This is a genomic window from Flavobacterium xylosi (genome assembly GCF_042787345.1).
Lineage (GTDB): Bacteria > Bacteroidota > Bacteroidia > Flavobacteriales > Flavobacteriaceae > Flavobacterium > Flavobacterium xylosi.
In genome coordinates this window covers 41,314-62,825 of record NZ_JBHZPZ010000012.1, presented here as the reverse complement: position 1 = coordinate 62,825, position 21,512 = coordinate 41,314, and the positions used below count along the sequence as shown (strand labels likewise).

The window sequence follows — 21,512 nt, the reverse complement described above, 5'->3', positions numbered from 1 at the left end:
CGGAATTTAATTGTAGTATAGTAAAAATTTATTTCGCCTGATTTTCTATAAAATTTACCATCCAATTCACGCCAAATTTATCGGTGAACATACCGAAATAAGCGCCCCAAAAAGTATGGTCCATGGACATTGTTACTTCGCCACCATCTGAAAGAGTAACAAATAATTTATCGGCTTCTTCTTTAATGTCCGTATCGATTGAGAGCGAAAAATTATTCCCAAAAGTAGTTTTTCGCCCAAAATATTCGGTATAATCATTTCCCATTAAACTTCTCTCTTTTGCATATAGGCAGAGAGATATGCATTATTTTTTCGCCATCTTCAGCAGAAATTTTTTGGACATTATTTGAAGGCATTTCTTTATACTTTCCAAAATAGGAATATTCACCTCCAAATACGGATTTGTAAAAATAAAAAGCCTGTTCACAATTGCCGTTAAATACTAAATCCACATTTACTCTTGCCATGGTTCTTTGTTTTAATAGTTGGTTTTTACAAATTTAGAATCGGTATTAATCCTCTTTTTTTGTCAAATATCTTTTGTACCATGCAATCGCCAAATCGGCAACTTCCAATAATTTTCCCGGTTCTTCAAACAAATGAGTAGCTCCTAGAATAATTTTCATTTCTTTAACTGATTGTAACTCGTCAAAAGCCATTTTGTTCATTCCAATTACAGGAATGTCCTCGCCGCCAACAATTAACAGGGTAGGAGCAGTTACCATTGGCAATTCTGTTATGGCCATATCAGGTCGGCCTCCAAGTGACACAACCGCTTTTACAGTTTTTCCAAAATAGGCTGCCGCCCGTAATGCAGATGCTGCTCCGGTACTTGCGCCAAAGAAGCCTACAGGTAAACCTTTTGCACTTTTGTTTTCCATCAGCCATTCGGTTGTTTCTATCAATCGGCTGGTCAGTAAATCAATATTAAAGCGGTTTTCATAAATTTGATCTTCTTTTTCTGTAAGCAGATCAAACAAAAATGTAGCAATATTATGTTTCTGAATCAGCTCTGCAACCATTCTGTTTCTGGAACTGAACCTGTTGCTGCCACTTCCATGGGAAAAAATAACAATCCCAATGGCATTTTCAGGAATCACTAAATCCCCTTTGAGTATTAGAGTAGATAAAGGGATATCGATCTCTAATTTTTTCATAATCGATTGTATTTAAGATGAACAATACTAGATTTAAGGTTCTATTCAGTGGGGCTTACAACACTCAACAATTTAATCACTTCGTCATCTTCCACCTGATTAAAGTCTTCATAAAATCCACCAACTCCCCTAAATTTTTTGGAAGCAATCAGGTAAATAAACTCATCTGTATTTTTTTCAAATAGGCTCACGGTGTCATAGGGTATCACGGGCACCGCAACAATAATTTTTGCAGGATTTCTTTTTCGTAACATATTTATACTAACCAGTATTGTGTTTCCGGTTGCTATGCCATCATCTACCACAATTACGTTCTTGCCTTCAATATCAAGAGGGGTACGCTTGTCCATGTAGATTTCGTATTTTTCTAGTATCAATTTTCGGAGTTTCACAACTTCTTTTTCTATATATTCTTTGGGAACGTCAGGATGCTCATCAAGAATCATTGAATCCATCGATACGGCACCAATAGCAAATTCTTTATTGTAAGGATGTCCAATTTTCTTAGAGAGTACAATATCCAAAGGGAGGTGCAAACTTTTGGCAATTATAGCTGCCACCGGCACTCCGCCTCTGGGAACAGCAAGAACAATGGTATTGCTATTCTGATACTTTTTTAATTTTTCAGAAAGCAATAAACCCGCCTCAATTCTATCTTTTAGCAGCTCGTCATACATAATATTTAGTTTTAATAATTAAACAAAAAAGAAACATAAAGGTATTGATTTTCAGTTGTTTTGAATATTTTTTATGTTTGATTTTAATATGTTAAAAATTGAATTTTAGCGTTGAAAGTTCTTCGATTCACTTCGTTTTTATTTGCCAATAGAAAATGATTAACGTTTTTATTTGGAATTTAATTTAAGTAGAAAAAGCATCTTTTTTTTGAACCGGATTTTTACTAAATTTACTATCAAATAATTATAAAAAATTCTTCTCTTGAACAGTATAAATGCTAAAGCAAAAGCCGATAAGAATACCGGTTTTGGAACTAACGCCAATAGTTATGGCGGACGTTTCGTTAATAAAAACGGGACGGCAAATGTAGAGAAACGGGGAATGCATTTTTTGCATCGTATCAGTTGGTATCATACTATGATTGATATGTCTGGATGGAAATTTATCCTGATTATTCTCGCCTTTTATGTGGCGATCAATTTTATATTTGCCTCTGTTTATTACGGAATTGGAATCGAACATTTGAATGGAATTCAAAACTCGGGTAGTGAATGGGTCAAATTTGGACAGGCTTATTTTTTCAGTGCTCAAACCTTCACCACAGTGGGTTACGGACATATAAGTCCTTCCGGTTTTTTAACCAGTGCGCTTTCTGCCGCCGAAGCACTGATAGGTTTATTGAGTTTTGCCATTGCTACGGGTTTGTTTTTTGGTCGATTTAGTAAACCTACCGCCTTTTTGAAGTTTTCTCACAACGCTGTCATTGCACCGTATGGAGAAATTACGGGTTTGATGATTAGAACCACGCCTTTTAAAAACACGAATTTTACCGATGCCGAAGCCAAAATGACTCTGGGAATGAGCGTCGATGAAAATGGCAAGATGACCAATAAATTCTATGCTTTAGAATTAGAATTGGACAAGATTAATGCATTGACTTTAAGTTGGACCTTAGTTCATCCTATTACAGAAGACAGTCCGCTTTATAAATTTACGGCAGCCGATTTTAAAAAGACCAATGGCGAGATACTCGTTTTTATTAAAACCTTTGACGATATGTTCAGTAATACGGTTGCAGCTCGAACCTCTTATACTTTTGATGAGTTGGTTTATGGTGCTAAATTTGAACCGATGTATACCCGAAGTGATGATAATTCAAGAACAATTCTGAATTTGGATAAATTGAATATGTTCAATAACGTTGATTTATAATATTAACCACAGTTTTTAAGTCATTTTGAGTATAATGTTAAATTAATATTTTACATTTGTTTATTAAATTTTGATAAACGATGAACAATGTTAAAAACGTATTCAGTATAAAAGATCTTGAAAACCTGTCAGGGATAAAAGCGCATACGATACGGATTTGGGAAAAAAGATATGATATACTTCAACCAATGCGCACGGATACTAACATTAGGTTGTATGATTTAGCCAGTTTGCAAAAACTTTTGAATATTACTTTGTTACATGATTATGGATACAAGATATCTAAAATTGCCACCTATCCACAAGATAAAATACCTTCACTAGTTCGAGAAATAATTTCCAGTAAAACAGCCAAAAGCCATGCCATCAGTGATTTAAAGATGGCAATGATGAACTTTGATCAAGAGCTTTTTTTTACTACCTACAATTGGTTAATTGCTGATAAATCATTTAAGGAAATTTTTCACGAAGTCTTTATCCCTTTGATGAACGAACTTGGTTTGTTATGGCAATCGGATACAATAACGCCTGCTCACGAACATTTTATCAGTTATTTAATTAAGCAAAAGCTATTGGTAAATACTGAAAAACTGCAGGTTTTAAAACTAACTAAATTCGATAAAGTGTTTGTTCTTTCTCTTCCAATGAATGAAATACATGAGTTGGGTTTGATGTATTTGAATTATGAGATTCTTTTAAATGGATACAAAACGATTTATTTAGGAGAAAGTATGCCTATTGAAAATTTGAAAGATTTAAAGAAACATTTTGATTCGATAGTTTTCGTTTCTTACATGACTGTTCAGCCAGAAAGAGATTCTGTAAATGAATATGTAACCAAAATGATCGATGAATTAGTAGATGATACTACTGAATTATGGTTTACAGGTCGACTGACTGAATTTATAAAAAAGGAAGGACTTTCGGATAAAATATCTATTTTTAATTCTATTTCGGAATTACTAGATAAGATTTAATTAATTCGTTTAATCTTTTTGTATATTTGCTAAACAAATGAAGAAAAAAATTACAATTATAGGCTCGGGATTTTCAGCATTAGCTGCTTCCTGTTATTTGGCAAAAAGCGGTCACCAAGTTGAAGTTTTTGAGAAAAACGGATCAATAGGTGGTAGAGCGAGACAGTTAAAAAGAGAAGGATTCACCTTTGATATGGGACCAAGCTGGTATTGGATGCCAGATGTATTCGATCGTTTTTTTGCTGACTTCGGAAAAAAGACAATTGATTATTATGAGCTCATAAAATTATCTCCAGCATACAGAGTCTATTATGGAATCGATGATTTTATAACAATTGCAGATAATTTAACGGATATAATATTCGCTTTTGAAGAAATTGAAAAAGGGAGCGGCAAAATATTGAGTGAATTTATGGCTGAGGCCAAAAGTAATTATGATATTGCCATTAAAGACTTAGTATATCGTCCCGGAGTTTCACCATTGGAATTGATAACGGTTGAAACAGCTAAAAAAGTAGGGCAGTTTTTTAGTAACATCAGTCGGGATGTTCGAAAGAAATTTAAGAACGAACGGTTAATCCAAATTTTGGAATTTCCTGTTTTGTTTCTTGGAGCAAAACCATCAGATACACCTTCGTTTTATAGTTTTATGAATTATGCCGATTTTGGTCTTGGAACCTGGCATCCTAAAACGGGTATGTTTGATGTGGTTCGTGCCATGGAAAGTTTAGCAAGAGAGTTAGGAGTTGTTTTTCATACGAATTCAAACATTGAGAAAATAATTGTTGAGAATAAAACGGCTAAAGCTTTATTGGTAAATGGTGAACGGATCCAATCAGATTTAATTTTGAGCGGAGCGGATTATCATCATACCGAAACATTATTAGACGAAGAACATCGCGCCTATTCAGAAAAATATTGGGACAGCCGGGTTTTTGCCCCGTCATCATTATTATTTTACATTGGTTTTGATAAAAAAATAAAAAATATTTCGCATCATGCTTTGTTTTTTGATGTCGATTTTTATCAGCATGCCAAAGATATTTACGATGAACCAAAGTGGCCTAAAGAGCCTTTGTTTTATGCTAATTTCCCTTCTTTGACAGATAAAACAGCAGCTCCGGAAGGAATGGAATCAGGTTTTTTTTTAGTGCCGTTGGCACCAGGAATTATCGATACCGAAGAATTAAGGGAAGAATATTTTGATAAAATAATTGACCGTTTTGAAGCTTTAACACAACAAAGTGTGAAAAATAATATTATCTTTAAGCAGTCGTTTTGTAAAAATGATTTTGTTTCAGAGTACAACTCCTATAAAGGGAATGCCTATGGAATGGCGAACACATTATTACAGACCGCTTTTTTAAGACCAAAGTTAAAGAGTAAAAAAGTGAAAAATTTATATTTTACAGGCCAATTGACCGTTCCGGGACCCGGGGTTCCGCCAGCATTAATTTCTGGAAAACTAGTGTCAGATTTAATTAATAAGCAATTTTCAGATCAATAAATATGAAGCAATTATTTGACGATATATCTTTCAAGTGCAGTAAACTAGTAACAAAAAACTACAGTACTTCATTTTCATTGGCAGTATATATGCTATCGCCAATCATCAGGGATGCTATATACAGCATTTATGGTTTTGTTCGTTTTGCCGATGAAATTGTCGATTCATTTCACGGTTTTGATAAGGAAGAATTGATTAATGATTTCGAAAAAGAATATTATAAATCGTACAATTCTGGCATAAGTCTGAACCCAATTTTGAATTCTTTTCAGCATACGGTTAAGAAATATAATATTACTGACGACTTGATTCAGGCTTTTTTGAAAAGTATGAAATTGGATTTGGTGAAATCAGATTACAACAGCAAAGCAGAATACGATGAATATATTTATGGTTCGGCAGATGTGGTTGGATTAATGTGTCTGAAGGTTTTTGTAGCCGGAAAAGACCATAAATACGAACAGTTGAAAGATGAAGCGATGCGATTGGGTTCTGCTTTCCAGAAGGTTAATTTTCTGAGAGATTTAAAAGACGATAATCTGGTCTTGAACCGTAATTATTTCCCTGGAGTAGATTTAAACTCATTTGATGAAAATTCGAAGAGTGCGATTATAAATGAGATCGAAGAAGATTTTAGAGTTGCCTACCAAGGAATCCTGAAACTGCCTATCGAAGCTAAATTTGGGGTTTACACCGCATTTGTCTATTATAAAAAACTCTTAAAAAAGCTTGAAAATACGCCTTGCCACGAAATTGGAAATGCAAGAATTCGGGTTTCTAATTATACCAAAGCCGGACTACTGGCACAATCTTTCGTGACCTACAAGTTGCGATTAGTATAAAAAAAGCATTATTTTTTAATGTATATTCTAAATAAATAAAAATAATGATTTCTTTTTTAATCTTTTTAGGTGTTTTTCTTTTTATGGAATGCGTTACTTGGATGACTCATAAATATGTTATGCATGGCTTGATGTGGTATTTTCATGCCGATCATCACCAGCCGAAGTACGCAAATATTTTCGAGCGAAATGATATTTTCTTTGTGATTTTTGCCCTACCCAGCATCGTCCTTTTCTATTTTGGCGTGCAAGGCGGAATGAATTACCTGTTCTTCATAGGACTCGGAATTACCTTCTACGGAATGTGTTATTTTATAATTCATGATGTCTTGATACATCAACGTTTTAAGTGGTTCAAAAACACAAATAATAAGTATTTAATAGGATTGCGCAAAGCGCACAAAATCCATCATAAGCATCTGGGAAAAGAACATGGAGAGTGTTTCGGGATGTTATTTGTACCTTTCAAATACTATAAAATGTAAATTTCAATAGGGGCGTGACCCGCTGAAAAAGCAGGTCGGGCTATCCGTTCCCGCTTTTTCATAACTGGTCTCGTTCAAAAAACGAGACCAGTTATAAAAAGAGCTCCACTTTTATCCCTCACGCGAACCTAGTGATGCTTGAGGATATTTATTATTAAATCACAACCATGAAAATATACAAACAAGAAACCGTTCAGCACGTAAATGCAACTGTAGAAGAATGCTGGACTTTTTTTTCCAATCCAAAAAATCTTCAGAAAATCACACCGGAAGGAATGGGTTTTCAAATCACGGATTTCGACCACAAATCCATGTATCCAGGACAAATAATTCAATATAAAGTAACGCCACTTTTAGGTATCACTTTGTCGTGGATGACTGTAATTACCCAAGTGAAAGAAAACAGTTATTTTATAGACGAACAGCGTTTTGGTCCGTACAGTTTCTGGCACCACAAACATTTCTTTGAAGCGACACCAAACGGAACCAAGATGACAGATGTAGTGCATTACGGATTGCCACTGGGCTTTCTGGGCCGAATCATGAATACATTGGTCGTTAAAAACAAATTGAAATCTATTTTCGCTTACCGTGTTACTAAAGTGGACGAAATGTTTAATGCAAAGTAATGAGCGAACAAGAGGTTTCTATTTTTTGGTTCAGACGCGATTTGCGTCTGGAAGATAATGTTGGATTATTCCATGCTTTAAAATCCAAAAATCCGGTTATACCGTTGTTTATTTTTGATGATTCCATTTTAGACAGTTTGCCAAAAAACGATGCCAGAGTAGGTTTCATTCACGAATCACTTTCTAAAATAAATACCCAATTACAGGAAATAGGAAGCTCACTTTTAATCAAAAAAGGAAAAACCGTTGAAGTTTGGCAAGAAATTTTGAAAGAATTCGATGTCAAGGAAGTTTTTTTCAATAAGGATTATGAGCCTTACGCGATACAACGCGACACTGCCATTTGTGAATTATTGGAAGCAAACAATACAATCTCCTATTCTTTTAAAGACCAAGTTATTTTCGAAGAAAAAGAAATCACAAAAGCCGATGGATTGCCGTACACGGTTTATACACCGTTTAAAAATAAATGGTTAGACAAATACAAATCAATGGCTCCGGTTCAAGAATATGATGCCACGTATATTTTTTCTAATTTCTACAAAGGTGACTTTACCTTTCCACCCTTGGCGCAAATAGGTTTTGAAGAAAGTCCTATAAAAGTAAAGACACACAACCTGAAATTTGTTGAAAATTATCAGGATATAAGGGATTTTCCAGCTTTGGATAAAACCTCTTATCTTTCACCACATTTGCGTTTTGGTACCGTGAGCATTAGGAAATTAGTCAATTGGGCATTTCACAAAAATGATGTTTTTTTGAGTGAATTGATATGGAGAGAATTTTTCATGCAAATCTTATTCAGTTTCCCAAAAGTCGTTACCCAAAACTTCAAATCAGCGTATGATGGTATCAATTGGCGCAATGATGAAGCCGATTTCAAGCGTTGGTGTTCGGGAACTACTGGATATCCTATGGTCGATGCCGGAATGCGTCAGCTCAATGAAACCGGATATATGCACAATAGGGTACGAATGGTCGTTGCAAGTTTTCTTTGCAAGCATTTATTGATTCAATGGCAATGGGGAGAAGCTTATTTTGCCGAAAAATTATTGGATTATGAAATGTCCGCTAATGTTGGAAACTGGCAATGGGCAGCAGGAACAGGTTGTGACGCCGCACCTTATTTCCGAGTTTTCAATCCGGAGATTCAACAAAAAAAATTCGATGAAAAAGGAATCTACATCCGCAAATGGATCAAAGAATTTGATTTAGGTTATGGAAAACCAATGGTAGAGCACGCTATGGCCAGAGACAGAGCGATTGCCACATATAAAGCCGGAATTTTGAAATAAGAAGATTTAACATATAAGTGATATAAGTTTTAAAACATAATTTAAAAACTTATATGACTTATATGTTTAAAAAAGAAAATTATTTAATCAATTTCTTCAGCATTCCCTCGAAAATAAATCCGTGAAATGGCAAAACAGAATACCAGTATAGTTTCCCCCAAATTCCTCTGGGTCTGAAAGTCGCCGCTTGATATAATGTATTTCCGATAATTTTAAACTCTAACCAAGCTTCGCCAGGGAGTTTCATCTCTGCAAATAAGATTAGTTTCCCTTCTTCTTTATTGGCGTACAAAACACGCCAAAAGTCCAAAGCGTCACCACAATGTATGTCATGACGGTTTGTTCTTCCCCTTCGTGAACCAACTCCTCCGTATAATTTATCAATAAAACCGCGTAAATTCCATAACCAGTTTCCATAATACCAACCGGATTCACCGCCTATCGACCAAATTTTATTTATAGTGTATTCCCGGTCTATTATTTCCATTTTTCTGCGGTCAATGAAGCAATCCTTCTTAGGGACTTTCAGGTATTCCGACATATTGCTGCTAAAACGTCCACTGACTAAGGAATCTTTCCAGCTCGATGCTACTTTATCTTCGTCTACTTTTACCAAAGCCCGAGATAAAGCTTGTTCGTAAGTCATGGGCATGACATTCAATATCTCATTAATTCGATGGTCTCTACAAATTACTTCGACTTTCATACTACTAACAAGAGCCGAAGCTAATTTATAAGATGTTGAGGTTACAAAATACAACCAATAGGAAGATAATTTTGGAGTCATTACAGGAATGGTAAAAATCCATCTTTTAAGGTGTTTTGCTTTGGCGTAACCCAATAACATTTCCTTATAAGTGAGAATATCGGGTCCGCCAATATCAAAATTTTGATTGTAAGTCAAAGGGTTCAGTAATGATTTAGACAGGAACTCAAGCACATCCGGAATAGCTATGGGTTGGCATTTAGTATTCAACCATTTTGGAGTAATCATTATTGGTAGTTTGTTTACTAAATCCCTAATGATTTCAAATGAAGCGCTTCCAGAACCAACAATAATTCCGGCTCTGAGCGTGGTAGTGGCAAATTTACCTGTATTCAAAATGTCTTCCACGTTTTTTCTGGAAGACAAATGTTTAGAAAGTGATTTTTCGTTTACAATGCCACTCAGGTAAATGACTTGTTTTGCATTCGTTTGATTTACTCGTTGCACAAAATTTTTAGCGGAAATACTTTCTAAATCATCAAAATTATCAGAAGAAGTAGACATAGAATGCATCAGATAGTAGGCTGCATCTATGTCTTCTGGTATTGCTGACAGCGTTTCTTCTTTAAGAAAATCTATTTCTATGACCTCAATATGGTCTTCCAATTCTTTTGGAATATAAAATCTGTTTTTATCTCTAACACAGCATACGATTTCGTGACCTTGTGCTACCAAAATTGGCAAAAGTCGCTTCCCGATATAGCCCGTTGCACCTGTTAAGAGAATTTTCATGGTTTTGTAATTTAAATTATTGCACCTGTTCAATAAGACCTAAGAAATTTTTTTTTGCCACGAATTACACGGATTAACTCCAATTTCAAATTAATCAATCAAAAAAATCTGAGATAATGTGGTAGATCCGTGTAATCTGTGTTCTGTTTTTTAGCTAAGAAGATCCGTTTCGAATGAGCATTTAAGTTATAAATTTAACTCAATTTATTGGAAACTAAGCTAATAAATTCTTTTCTGGTTTTATCTTTTAGAAAAGCACCGGTAAAAGAAGAAGTTGTGGTGACCGAATTTTGTTTTTGAATGCCTCGCATTTGCATGCACATGTGTTGTGCTTCAATGACAACTGCTACACCGAGTGGATTTAAAGCCTCCTGAATACAGTTTTTAATTTGGTCTGTCAATCGTTCCTGCACCTGCATTCTTCGGGCAAACGCATCGACTACTCTTGGGATTTTGCTTAAACCTACAATTTTTCCATTCGGAATATAAGCCACGTGTGCTTTGCCAAAAAACGGTAGCATGTGGTGTTCACACATGGAATATACTTCGATGTCTTTTACCACAATCATTTGTTGATGGTCTTCAGTAAACATAGCCGATTTTAGTATTTCTAAAGGATCCAGTCCGTATCCATGAGTTAAATATTGCATGGCTTTGGCCACGCGTTCCGGTGTTTTTTCAAGCCCTTCGCGGGTCACATCTTCTCCTAAATTCTCAATGATTACTTTATAATTATCCGCTAACGCTTCCGTTATTTCAGTATCGTATTGTTCAATTTTTTCGTAACTTTTCATTTCTTTTATCATGGTATGCTGTATTTTTGATTTTGGCCAATTATTTTATTGGATGTTTTTAAAACATTTTTTTTATGAACCATTAAGAAATTAAGAAAAATTAAGCACTAATTCTTAATAATCTTAATTCCTTAATGGTGAAATAATCTCTATCTGAGAGTGTATATTTTATATCTAAATTTTAAAAGTCACAATTCCGTAATCCATTTCAAATACCTGACCTGAAATTGATTTTGCATTTTCAGAAATCAGGAAATTAGCCATTTGCGCTACTTCTTCCGGTTTCAAATAGCCTTTCATTGGATGGCGTTCCACCATATTTTCTTTCATACGGTCATTTCTTAAAATATTGGCCGAAAGTGATGTTTCGGTAATCGTGGGAGCAATGGCATTGATGCGTACTACCGATGCCAATTCTGCTCCCAGCGATTTTACTAATCCTTCCACACCTGCTTTTGCTGTAGCAATACTCGCATGAAAGGGCATCCCCAGTTTTGCGGCTACTGTACTGAACAAAATAATGGATGGATTAGTTCCTTTTTTCAAAACAGGTAAATATTTTTGTATGGCTTTTACAGCGCCAATTACATTAATTTCAAAATCATTTCTGAAATCTTCAATACTCAAACTTCCAATCGGCTTCAAATTGATGGAACCAGGACAATAAATTAAGGTATCAATATTTTCGATTTCCGGAAGTGCATCCTGCAATACATCTACGGAGAAATGTTTGAGGTTGGGGTGTGTGATTTCTGGCGCATTTCTGCTGATGTTGTAAACCAAGTTTGTCTCTAATTGTTGCAACAAAATGGCACCGCCAATTCCTTTACTACCACCAATGATTACTATGTTTTTCATATTTATTATTCAATCAGTTATTTAATTTATTTGTCTTGATTCTGTGAGCTATCTTTTCGAAATTTTATTGTTATTAATCTGTCTTTGCATCGTGCATTTGAATCTTCCTTCTCTAAAGTCTCTTAATTTTTCATGTTTTGTTTTACGGCCTTGAACTCGTTCACGCCACATTCTGAAACTTGAAGCCTTCATTTCATTTCGCATTAAATCAATCACTTCTTGTTCTTTTAATCCAAATTGCATTAATATGGAGTCAAAAGTGGTTCGGTCTTCCCAAGCCATTTCTATAATTCGGTCTTTATCTATATCTGTAAGTTCTTTTTTTGTATTCATGGTGTTCTTTTTTAATTGAAAATACGTTTTGTTGAATGAATCGATGGAAACACTAATCGCTATCTCCAATATCTGCCATGGTATGTAATTTTAATATTCGTGAACTTTCTTCTTTTACCAATGGGTTTTTTTTCATTTGCCATAAAAAATCGCTTGCAAATTTTCTAGTTCTTTCCATATTAATGATTGGCTTTGGATAAGTAACTCCCAACTCAAAATCATTAAATCGTTGATCCAAATAGGTCATCTTGAAAGGCTCGTGTACAAAAGCTCTTGGTAATTTACTGAGTTCAGGCACCCATTTTTTTATAAATTCACCTTCTGGATCATGTTCATAGCTGTTCTTTATCGGGTTGTATATGCGTAGCATATTGATTCCGGTTTCACCAGCTTGCATTTGCAATTGTGGAAAATGGATTCCCGGTTCAAAATCCAGAAACATTTGCGATAAATGTTGCGTTGCTTCCTGCCAAGGCTGCCATAAATTATGGGTAAAAAAAGAAACTAACATCGCACGCATCCTAAAGTTCAAATACCCCGTTTCATTCAAACATCGCATGGAAGCGTCTACTAATGGAAATCCAGTTTGTCCCGTTTTCCAGGCTTCAATATAATTTTCATTGATTTTCTTTTTCAATGAATGGAAACCTTTGTTGACACTTTCAAATTCCATAATTTCTTCCATTTCAAATTTTTGAATGAAATGTGCTTGCCAAGTCAGTCGAGACACAAAAGAATCAATTTGTTTTTTATTGTTACAGGTCAGTCGGAAAGTAGCTGTTTGTTGCAAAACTTGTCTGGAAGATAAATTTCCCCAAGCAATATAAGGGGACAATCTACTGCAACTTCTTCGAGCCAATAAAGGTTTTGAAATATGGGAATTATAGTTATGATAGCGCTCATCAAAGAATGTTTGCAAATATTTCCCTGCCATAGTCGAACCTCCCTTTTGGAAAATAGCATCTGGAACAGTTTCTAAATTGGTCTTTTCAAATACTTTTTCTAGTTCCCTTATTGCTTCCGAATTAAGGAAATTTTCTGCTTTCGAATCAAAAATATACTGTGGTTCATTCATGTATTCTTCCCATTTTGAAACCCAATTTGTTCTATTTCTCAATGCTCTGAAAATTCCGTTATTGATGTTTTCAACCCAATTGATTTGATTGTTTTTGCAAAATCGCTTGAAGGTTTTGTCTCTTTCATAAGTGATTTTTAAACCAGTTTCCTGATGTGAATACACCGTGTCAATTTTATAAGTTTCCTCAAGGATATTAAAAACTTGAAGCACCTCTGAAGATACCGCTAATACCTGTGTGTTCGATTGTTCGAGTTGTTTGTTGATATCTACAAGCGATTGCTTGATGAAATTCCAGTGTCTCGGACTATAATGCAAATCATTTTCTAAAGATTTTTCGAATACATACAGCAGCAATGTGGGTATGCTAGTTTTTGTTGCATTAAAAATCGCTTCGTTATCCTGTAAACGAAGGTCTCTTTTGAGCCAAACTACATTGATATGTTTTTTATTAGTATTCATAATTTTTAAAATAATTTCTGTTGCAACCACAAGTTTTGAAATTTTGATTGGCCATCATAATTTTTAGCTTGTAACTTAATGTTGAATTTGCGATCTCTAGGATCGTTGCCAACTCCTGAAACATACATCCAATTGCCATAATTGCTGTGTACATCGTAATCAATAAGCATTGCTTCAAAATAAGATGCTCCTATGCGCCAATCTAACAGTAATTCCTTCGCAAAATAAGAGGCTACGTTTTGTCTGCCTCGATTGCTCATCCATCCGGTCTGCTGTAATTCAATCATATTTGCATTTACAAAAGATTCTTCAGTTGTACCGTTGATCCAATTAGTTATTGCGGCTGAATTGTTTTTCCAATCATATTTTTTCTCTAAAATACCACCAATTTTAAAAATCGAATTCCCATTTTTCATCGAGATATATTTGAAATAATCCCTCCAAATCAGTTCGAAAATCAACCAATAGGTCGAGTCATTTTTCTCTATTTGTTTCTCGTATTTGACAATCTCCCAATAAATAGTTTTAGCCGAAATGGAACCGTTTGCCAACCAAGGAGAAAACTTTGAACTAAAATCAGTTCCAATTAATCCGTTGCGGGTCAGTTTATAAACACTTAATTTTTTGGATTCCCAAAAATAATTTTGCAATCTTTTCAATGCTTCGTTTTCACCACCGCGAAAAGGAAATGCTGTTCTGGAATCCATCTCAAAATCCGTAAATCCTAATGTTTTCATCGTAGGAATTACAGTTTGGTTTGTTATCCAATTTTCTTTAGACAGCGATTGAACCGTAAATTCAGGTAGGACTTTCGTTAATTTTTCACACTGATTCCTGAATTGTGTAAAAACATTTGGAATCGATTGAATATCAAACGGAATGTCTTCAGGATGAAATAAGAACTGATTGTAGCTAGCTTTGAACGAGGTCTGCACCACAACTTTTGATTTTATATTTTCTAGAACTTGCATTTCCTCGCTAGTCCATTCTTCTTGGAAGTAAACCGAATTGATTCCATTTTGAGCGATAATTTCCGGAATAGAATCTTCTGGTTTTTGGTGATAAACCAACAGCGTAATATTCAGTTTTTCCAGATTTTGTTTTAATGCTGTTACGGATTCAATTAGAAACTTAGTCCGGAACTTTTCTGTTTTTTTAAATCCAAAATTGCTCTCGTCGAAATGTCTTGGATCAAAACAATACACAGCAAGTACCGATTCATTTTCAGCAATTGCCATCGTCAAGGATTCATTGTCATGAACTCTCAAATCATTTCTGAACCAAACTAACCCTTTTTGTTTCTTTTGCATTTTTCGCTACAATATTTAACTTCGTCCCAAACTTTCTCCCATTTTTTCCGCCAGCTAAAAGGTCTGTTGCAAACCAAACACATTTTAGAAGGCAGATTTTCTTTTTTCACTATTTGTATTTTTCAAATTCATTGACAACGATTGTCGCTTTCAAATCAAACATCAAATTGTATAATCCAAAAAAGGTTCTGTTCATGTAAATGAAATGTTTAGATCCTCTATTACCGTTCATTTTACGCAGATTGGTGTCTTTTGAAAATCGTTCTCCTAGTTGTGCGATGCTTTCAAAAAAAGTTTCATCGGAAAAATCGAACGTTTGCGATTGAAAAGGTTTTGTAAATAAGGACAGTAAATCATGGAACAATGCGGTAAAATAATCTACTTCTTCTTTCGAATCATCTCTTCGAAGAATTTCTAATTCAAATAATTTTGTATTGAATATTTTCGGACTATTAATAACTTTTTTGTCTATCAACTCAAAATAAGGAGTGTAAAAGTCATTAGGAATCTGCTTCATACAGCCAAAATCCAATGCTACTAATTCCTCTTTTTTGTTTACCAAAAAGTTGCCCGGATGCGGATCAGCATGCACTTTTCTCAAGATATGAATTTGGTACATATAAAAATCCCATAGTGCTTGACCAATTTTATTGGCAGTTTTTTGATTGGTGTTGTTTTTCGTAAATTCTGAAAGATGAATTCCTGTCATCCAATCCATTGTGATAATCTTCTCTGATGAATACGCCGGATAATATTCAGGGAAAACTAAATTTTCGATTTTTTTACAGGCTTGAACAACTTCCTGGCTCTGTTCCAGTTCCAATAAATAATTGGTTTCCTCAACCAATTTGTCCTCGACTTCTTTGAAATACTTATCAGAATCTTTTCCCTGAAGGTTAAACATTCTGATGGCGATGGGTTTTACCAAGGCCAAATCAGAAGAAATACTATTGGCAACTCCGGGATATTGAATTTTTACCGCCAGTTTTTTACCGTTTTTTACAGCCACATGAACTTGGCCAATACTAGCTGCGTTAACTGAATTCGCATTGAATTCGTCAAATATTTCATAAGGTGTTTTTCCAAAATTTTTCTTAAACGTTTTCAATACCAATGGTGCCGAAAGCGGCGGAACAGAAAATTGGGAAAGTGAAAATTTTTCTACGTAAGCCTGTGGCAAAAAGCTTTTGTCCATGCTTAACATTTGGGCAACTTTCAGGGCACTTCCTTTCAGGCTTTTCAGTCCGTCATAAATATCTTCGGCGTTGTCTTCATTTAATTTATCACGAGTCAAATCTGAATTGACCATTTTTTCTCCGTAATACTTGAGGTAGTTAACACCAACTTTCGCACCGGTTTGTACTAGTTTTGTTGCTCTTTCAATTTTTGAAGTGGGTATATAGTCTATTGTTTTCATTACTTTTTATATATTTTTTCTTTGAAAATAAATTTTCCAAAATCGATTAAGCTGTCAATGGGAGCAATATTCATTAATTCAAAAGTCGCTTTCACTGATTTTTCAATATAAATGTCTGTTTTTTCGAAAGAAGGTGAAGAATCATCCAACCAGAATTTAAGTGTCAGTAAAAGTTGGATCCAAGATGTTTCCTGAAATGCTTTCTCTTGAAAATTTTGAAGTCTTTCTTGTTGCGTTCTAAAATCATCTGTAATGATCTCAGTCATGTAGTTTTTGAAACTGTTTCTCAGGCTTGATAACTGTGAAAGCTTTTTCAATTGATTGTCGTTTTCTTTCAAAATCATAACAACGTAACTACGGTTCGCGGTTAATATTTCAAAAAATGTAAAGTAAAAGCTTAGCATTTTACTTTTCATATCGTAGTTCTCGTAATCAGGATTCTTATTCAGTAATTCTACTGTTTTGTCTAAAAACATTTTGAAGATTTCTTTTTCAATACTTTCAATAGTTCCAAAAAAAGAATAAAATTCTGTTTCACTAAAGTTATTTAATTTTGCGAAGTTATAAACAGATTTTGGTTTTTCACTGTTCTCTAACACATAATCCATGTAGAAAGAAACTATTTTATCTTTCGTTATTATTGATTTTTTAGTAGCCATTTTTTTTTGAATTTGTAATTAAAGTATAAAGGTACAAAATGTTTAACTATATAATTAAAATGTTAAACAAAATTTAATATATATTTTAGATTGCGTTTAAATGATTAGCTTTACATTATGATAAAAAGAAATGTATTAATAAGCGGTGGTTCTGGGTTTATAGGCAAACGTTTAACTAGTTTGCTCATTCAAAAGGGTTATAGTGTGTCCATTTTAAGCAGAAACGAAAAACAAAATACTGCGGAAATTTCTTATTACAAATGGGATGTTTCAACTCAATTTATAGAAGAGGATGCTGTTCTTAAAGCGGATTATGTAATACATCTGGCTGGTGAGAATATTGCCGAGAAAAGATGGACCAAAAAAAGGAAGTACGAAATTATTACCAGTCGTGAACAATCCACACAACTTATCTATTCTGTACTCAAAAAAAATAATAAAGTATTAGAAGCTTTTGTTTCAGCATCTGCAATTGGTATATATGGAGCAGTAAATGGCGCAGAAATTTGTACAGAAGAGACGCCTCCAGCCAATGATTTCCTAGGTTATACTTGCCAAAAATGGGAAGGATCCCTAGATTTTATTGAATATCTGCACATTCGGACTGTTAAAATTCGCACCGGTTTAGTACTGGGTAAAGATGATGGTTTTCTAAAAAAACTGTTGCCTGTTTTTAAGAGGAGATTGGGTGCTGCTTTAGGCTCAGGAAATCAATATATGCCTTGGATACATGTTGACGATTTATGCAATATGTATTGTCATGCTATTGCTAATTCTAGTATGGTAGGTCCTTATAATGCCGCTATCAATGACAATACGAATAATACTATTTTCTCCAAGACCTTAGCGAAAGTTCTTGGATATTCCCTTTGGTTACCCAATGTTCCTGCTTTTTTAATAAAATTAGCAATGGGAGAAATGGCGAAAATTGTTTTGACTGGAAGAAGGGTTTCATCGGATAAAATCGAAAGTACAGGTTTTCAATTTAAATACAAAAAATTAGATGAAGCGCTTAAGGATTGTTTAGCAAAATAAACTTATTGTAAAACACAGGTGATTTGAGTGTTTACATTTTTGGCTATTTTACTGCGAACTATATAAGGAATTTCAATTCCGAAATCATCTGTGTTTAATGGAAAATTAGAAATCAGTTCGATTCCTTTACCTGCTTTTTTGATGGTACCATAAATCGTAATTTTTTTTGATTTCCCATGAATGGTTATCTTACCTTTTATCTCATATACTTTTGGGTTTGAATCAATGTTTTTCAAGTCAAATTTTTCAATAATGCCTTTGAATATTGCTTTTGGATACCGATCACTTTCTAAGTAATTTACATTGAAATGTTCTTGCATCAAACTTCTTTCAAATTGAAACTTTTTGATATAAGCCAAACAGGTTATTTCCCCTGTTTTTGTTATCAAAACACAGGCGGTTTTTTCATTTATTGCCTTTACTTCTTCAAAAAATGGGACTGAAGCTTCAAAATTGATAATTCCTTTGTCAGTGATCATTTTTTCTTGCGCAACAGTTGTATTGGTAATAAAAATCAGAAAAAGGAGCGTAATTTTTTTCATAATCGTATATGAATTAAATTACTTAAAGTTACGAAAAAAATGAATAAAAAACGCATTAAATAGGTTGGAAATGTTTGTTATAAATCAGTTTTTGGTTCTGATTTTTCAAAAAAAAATAGCACTGGATTCCTTTATTTTGCCTTTTATTTTAGTAATCAAAATCAGAATAGAATTTTCATTAACTCTTTTTTAATTCTAGCAAAACATTATATTTTTCTAAACCGGCCAAGCTTTCTTTGGAGCTGTAATCGAATACTTCTTCATGATAATCTCTTTCTTTTTTTAAAGCTATTTGTTTCAAACAATTATAAAATCGTTTTACTTCATTTAGATTGGAAAGAATTAAACCCGGAACCGCTACACTTTTACTTTCTTTGTCTTTGGCAACCATAGTGAAATAGGAGGAATTACAATGTTTTATTTTTCCGGTTTGAATATTTTCTGCTTCAACTCGAATACCAATGATCATGGAACTGTAGCCCACATAATTTACAGAAGCTTTCATGGTTACCAACTCACCCACTTCAATTGGTTTTAAGAAGTTTACCGTGTCCACAGAAGCTGTTACGCAATAATTCCCTGAAAATTTTGAGGCGCAGGCAAAAGCGATTTGGTCTAATAAAGATAAAATATACCCACCGTGTATTTTACCGCTAAAATTGGTGTGTGACGGCAGCATTAATTCTGAAATGCTAATATTTGAGGAAGCCACCGTTTTAAAAGTAGTATTCATAATAACCTATTTACTTATATAAGGAGAATTCTCTTTTTTTACCTCAATGATGAAGTATTTTGTATCTCCCCACCAAGGAAAAGTTTTATAGCGCTCAACATAGGATAATTTTACATATTGACCTTCCAGTTCCTTCAAATCAGAAACTACTTTTTGGTCTTTATCCAATACTGAAAAAGCAAAAATTTGGGCTCCTGATAATCCCTGACTCAATTCTCCTTCCCAAGTTTTGAATGCGACTCCTTTATGACTGAATTTAATTAATTGTCCGGATCGAACGCCTTCACTATAAGTCGCGTAGTATAAAAAAGTAAAGTAACATACTATGGATAATATGATAACACCAGCAATAATTCCTAATATTTTTTTCATCTAAATGGTTAGTTTAATAATTGGTTTTCGTCTTTTTCTGCTCTATTCAATATGCTTTCAGGAAGTGCTTTCTTTGCTTTAGCTCCCATTTTTTTCAATTTCTCCACACTTACAATCAGGTTTCCTTTTCCTTCTACAAGTTTATTCATGGCGCCACTGTATTCTGTTTTGCTTTCGTCTATCTTCTTTCCAATTTTGATTAAATCACCTACAAAACCTTCAAATTTATCATACAATGCACCAGCTTGTCTTGCAATTTCGAGCGCATTTTCCTGCTGCTTTTGGTTGGTCCACATACTGTCTATGGTGCGCAAAGTAGCCAGTAAAGTAGCAGGAGTAACAATTACTATATTTTTCTCGAATGCTTTGTTGTATAAAGTAGTGTCTTCGTTAAGTGCCATTGCAAAAGCGGGTTCGATTGGAATAAATAGCAGTACAAAATCAGGGCTTTCTATTTGATATAAATCGTGGTAATTTTTATTGCCCAGTTGCTCTACGTGACGTTTTATGGAGTTTACATGTTCTTTTAAAAATCCAACTTTTACATCATCATCCTCCTCATTGATGTATTTTTCATAAGCAGTCAAAGAAACTTTAGAATCGACAATCATCTTTTTGCCGTCAGGCAGATTGATTACTACGTCAGGAAAAACACGATTTCCGTCCTCAGTTGTAAAGGCTTGTTGCACTTCGTATTCACGACCTTTTTCTAAACCTGATTTTTCCAGTACACGTTCTAAAACTAATTCACCCCAATTCCCCTGCATCTTACTATCGCCTTTCAAAGCTTTGGTCAGGTTAATGGTTTCCTTGCTCATTTGGATATTCATTTCGCGTAATCCAAGTATCTGTTGGCGCAAAGCCGCGTGATAATCAATACTTTCTTTGTGCGTGTCTTCGACTTTCTTTTCGAACAAATGAATTTTATCTTGCAAAGGTGTCAAGATATTTTTCATGTTTTCTTTATTCTGTTCGGTGAATTTATTTGATTTTTCCTCTAATATTTTGTTGGCCAGATTCTCGAATTCCTTTGTGAATTTGTCCTGTAGTTTTTCAACTTCTTCTTTTTGCTCTTTGTTGCGTTCCCAAAGGTTCTCAAAATCTACTTCCTTTTTTGAAAGCTGAATCGCCAGACTGTCTTTTTCGTTTCGGATGGTTTTTTTGTCCGCAACGGTGTTTTCTAATTGTTTCTCGAAAGCTGTTTTATCAGTAACAATTTGTTCTTTCTGCTGATTGAATTGGGAATTTAAAGCGATTAATTTCTCTTCCAGACTTACTTTTTCTGATTGGAATCGGGCAGAGAAAATAAGTTTGCCAATGAAAACACCAATGGCGAGAGCGATTATAAAAATCAATAAAAACGGAAACATATTTGACATAGAAGTATTTTTGTTTATGAAGTAAAAGTAGGGAATAATATCATTTGTAGGATGTAAAAAAGAGCAAAGCGATTTTATATTTTTGAACAGCCAATTCACAACGAAAAATCGACCTTTCGATTTTGCTGTAACGATTTTTCGTTGTGAATTGCTTTCAGAATTGTATTTTAGCTTATAATTCCCAACAGAAACCCTCTCTTTCCTTTTGAATTGATAGTTGTGAATTGCTTTCAGAATTGTATTTTAGCTTATAATTCCCAACA

23 protein-coding genes, 1 pseudogene and 1 CRISPR repeat array (1 of these 25 running past the window's edge) are annotated in these 21,512 nt (G+C 34.2%); of the genes and pseudogenes, 8 read left to right on the top strand and 16 right to left on the bottom strand.

All coding sequences use genetic code 11. From position 1 onward, the window contains the following. Positions 1-28: 28 nt before the first annotated feature. From ACFX5E_RS11195 to ACFX5E_RS11185, 3 genes and pseudogenes are all read right to left on the bottom strand, one after another. Positions 29-467, bottom strand: a pseudogene (locus tag ACFX5E_RS11195) (VOC family protein). A gap of 45 nt (positions 468-512) precedes the next feature. Next, the gene (locus tag ACFX5E_RS11190) at positions 513-1,157 is read right to left on the bottom strand and encodes a dienelactone hydrolase family protein (protein ID WP_379855245.1); all 645 of its coding nucleotides are present in this window, start codon (positions 1,155-1,157) and stop codon (positions 513-515) included. 41 nt (positions 1,158-1,198) lie between these two features. Further along, complete coding sequence (locus ACFX5E_RS11185) at positions 1,199-1,834, bottom strand: phosphoribosyltransferase (RefSeq protein ID WP_379855244.1); 636 nt, start codon at positions 1,832-1,834, stop codon at positions 1,199-1,201. Positions 1,835-2,087: 253 nt separating this feature from the next. Here ACFX5E_RS11185 and ACFX5E_RS11180 point away from each other — a divergent pair, with 253 nt between their 5' ends. From ACFX5E_RS11180 to ACFX5E_RS11150, 7 genes are all read left to right on the top strand, one after another. Beyond that, a complete protein-coding gene (locus ACFX5E_RS11180; protein WP_379855294.1) occupies positions 2,088-3,047 on the top strand; it encodes an ion channel in 960 nt (319 codons plus the stop codon). Positions 3,048-3,127: 80 nt separating this feature from the next. Beyond that, a complete protein-coding gene (locus ACFX5E_RS11175; protein ID WP_379855243.1) occupies positions 3,128-4,024 on the top strand; it encodes a MerR family transcriptional regulator in 897 nt (298 codons plus the stop codon). 37 nt (positions 4,025-4,061) lie between these two features. Beyond that, positions 4,062-5,531: a phytoene desaturase family protein gene (locus ACFX5E_RS11170; RefSeq protein ID WP_379855242.1), complete on the top strand. Its 1,470-nt coding sequence runs from the start codon at positions 4,062-4,064 to the stop codon at positions 5,529-5,531. A gap of 2 nt (positions 5,532-5,533) precedes the next feature. Beyond that, positions 5,534-6,373, top strand: a complete 840-nt coding sequence (locus tag ACFX5E_RS11165; protein WP_379855241.1) for a phytoene/squalene synthase family protein — start codon at positions 5,534-5,536, stop codon at positions 6,371-6,373. Between the two features lie 44 nt (positions 6,374-6,417). Beyond that, complete coding sequence (locus ACFX5E_RS11160) at positions 6,418-6,858, top strand: sterol desaturase family protein (RefSeq protein WP_379855240.1); 441 nt, start codon at positions 6,418-6,420, stop codon at positions 6,856-6,858. A 167-nt stretch (positions 6,859-7,025) separates the two neighbouring features. After that, complete coding sequence (locus ACFX5E_RS11155; protein ID WP_379855239.1) at positions 7,026-7,487, top strand: SRPBCC family protein; 462 nt, start codon at positions 7,026-7,028, stop codon at positions 7,485-7,487. Continuing rightward, complete coding sequence (locus tag ACFX5E_RS11150; protein WP_379855238.1) at positions 7,487-8,782, top strand: cryptochrome/photolyase family protein; 1,296 nt, start codon at positions 7,487-7,489, stop codon at positions 8,780-8,782. Before ACFX5E_RS11155 ends, ACFX5E_RS11150 begins: the two co-directional genes overlap by 1 nt. A gap of 79 nt (positions 8,783-8,861) precedes the next feature. On the opposite strand, the gene ACFX5E_RS11145 is transcribed toward ACFX5E_RS11150, so the two are convergent. The 9 genes from ACFX5E_RS11145 to ACFX5E_RS11105 form a co-directional block, all read right to left on the bottom strand. After that, on the bottom strand, positions 8,862-10,280 hold the full coding sequence (locus tag ACFX5E_RS11145; RefSeq protein WP_379855237.1) for an SDR family oxidoreductase: 1,419 nt from the start codon (positions 10,278-10,280) through the stop codon (positions 8,862-8,864). 194 nt (positions 10,281-10,474) lie between these two features. After that, complete coding sequence (gene folE, locus ACFX5E_RS11140; RefSeq protein ID WP_379855236.1) at positions 10,475-11,086, bottom strand: GTP cyclohydrolase I FolE; 612 nt, start codon at positions 11,084-11,086, stop codon at positions 10,475-10,477. Between the two features lie 162 nt (positions 11,087-11,248). Then, positions 11,249-11,932 carry an SDR family NAD(P)-dependent oxidoreductase gene (locus ACFX5E_RS11135; RefSeq protein ID WP_379855235.1) on the bottom strand — a complete coding sequence of 228 codons (684 nt, stop codon included), beginning with the start codon at positions 11,930-11,932 and terminating at the stop codon, positions 11,249-11,251. 48 nt (positions 11,933-11,980) lie between these two features. After that, positions 11,981-12,265, bottom strand: a complete 285-nt coding sequence (locus tag ACFX5E_RS11130) for a TIGR03643 family protein (protein ID WP_379855234.1) — start codon at positions 12,263-12,265, stop codon at positions 11,981-11,983. A 52-nt stretch (positions 12,266-12,317) separates the two neighbouring features. Further along, positions 12,318-13,802, bottom strand: coding sequence for a cryptochrome/deoxyribodipyrimidine photo-lyase family protein (locus ACFX5E_RS11125; RefSeq protein WP_379855233.1), 1,485 nt, complete (start codon positions 13,800-13,802; stop codon positions 12,318-12,320). 5 nt (positions 13,803-13,807) lie between these two features. Next, positions 13,808-15,112, bottom strand: coding sequence for a DASH family cryptochrome (locus tag ACFX5E_RS11120; protein WP_379855232.1), 1,305 nt, complete (start codon positions 15,110-15,112; stop codon positions 13,808-13,810). Then, positions 15,088-15,222 (bottom strand): DUF2256 domain-containing protein, encoded by a 135-nt coding sequence (locus ACFX5E_RS11115; RefSeq protein ID WP_082014130.1) that lies wholly within the window; start codon positions 15,220-15,222, stop codon positions 15,088-15,090. The genes ACFX5E_RS11120 and ACFX5E_RS11115 overlap by 25 nt, the downstream gene beginning before the upstream one ends. Beyond that, the gene (locus tag ACFX5E_RS11110) at positions 15,222-16,529 is read right to left on the bottom strand and encodes an ABC1 kinase family protein (RefSeq protein WP_379855231.1); all 1,308 of its coding nucleotides are present in this window, start codon (positions 16,527-16,529) and stop codon (positions 15,222-15,224) included. The genes ACFX5E_RS11115 and ACFX5E_RS11110 overlap by 1 nt, the downstream gene beginning before the upstream one ends. Beyond that, a complete protein-coding gene (locus tag ACFX5E_RS11105) occupies positions 16,529-17,188 on the bottom strand; it encodes a TetR family transcriptional regulator C-terminal domain-containing protein (protein WP_379855230.1) in 660 nt (219 codons plus the stop codon). Before ACFX5E_RS11105 ends, ACFX5E_RS11110 begins: the two co-directional genes overlap by 1 nt. Before the next feature lie 117 nt (positions 17,189-17,305). Here ACFX5E_RS11105 and ACFX5E_RS11100 point away from each other — a divergent pair, with 117 nt between their 5' ends. Further along, the gene (locus ACFX5E_RS11100; protein WP_379855229.1) at positions 17,306-18,223 is read left to right on the top strand and encodes a TIGR01777 family oxidoreductase; all 918 of its coding nucleotides are present in this window, start codon (positions 17,306-17,308) and stop codon (positions 18,221-18,223) included. Between the two features lie 2 nt (positions 18,224-18,225). On the opposite strand, the gene ACFX5E_RS11095 is transcribed toward ACFX5E_RS11100, so the two are convergent. The 4 genes from ACFX5E_RS11095 to ACFX5E_RS11080 all read right to left on the bottom strand — a co-directional run bounded on the left by ACFX5E_RS11095 (position 18,226) and on the right by ACFX5E_RS11080 (position 21,249). Beyond that, the gene (locus tag ACFX5E_RS11095) at positions 18,226-18,765 is read right to left on the bottom strand and encodes a YceI family protein (RefSeq protein WP_379855228.1); all 540 of its coding nucleotides are present in this window, start codon (positions 18,763-18,765) and stop codon (positions 18,226-18,228) included. 178 nt (positions 18,766-18,943) lie between these two features. Then, the gene (locus tag ACFX5E_RS11090) at positions 18,944-19,498 is read right to left on the bottom strand and encodes an acyl-CoA thioesterase (protein WP_379855227.1); all 555 of its coding nucleotides are present in this window, start codon (positions 19,496-19,498) and stop codon (positions 18,944-18,946) included. 6 nt (positions 19,499-19,504) lie between these two features. Further along, positions 19,505-19,870 carry a 6-phosphogluconate dehydrogenase gene (locus ACFX5E_RS11085; protein WP_379855226.1) on the bottom strand — a complete coding sequence of 122 codons (366 nt, stop codon included), beginning with the start codon at positions 19,868-19,870 and terminating at the stop codon, positions 19,505-19,507. Between the two features lie 8 nt (positions 19,871-19,878). Beyond that, positions 19,879-21,249, bottom strand: a complete 1,371-nt coding sequence (locus ACFX5E_RS11080) for a DNA recombination protein RmuC (RefSeq protein ID WP_379855225.1) — start codon at positions 21,247-21,249, stop codon at positions 19,879-19,881. A 140-nt stretch (positions 21,250-21,389) separates the two neighbouring features. Next, positions 21,390-21,512: a CRISPR direct-repeat array (repeat unit 46 nt; unit sequence GTTGTGAATTGCTTTCAGAATTGTATTTTAGCTTATAATTCCCAAC); it runs 303 nt beyond the window's last position.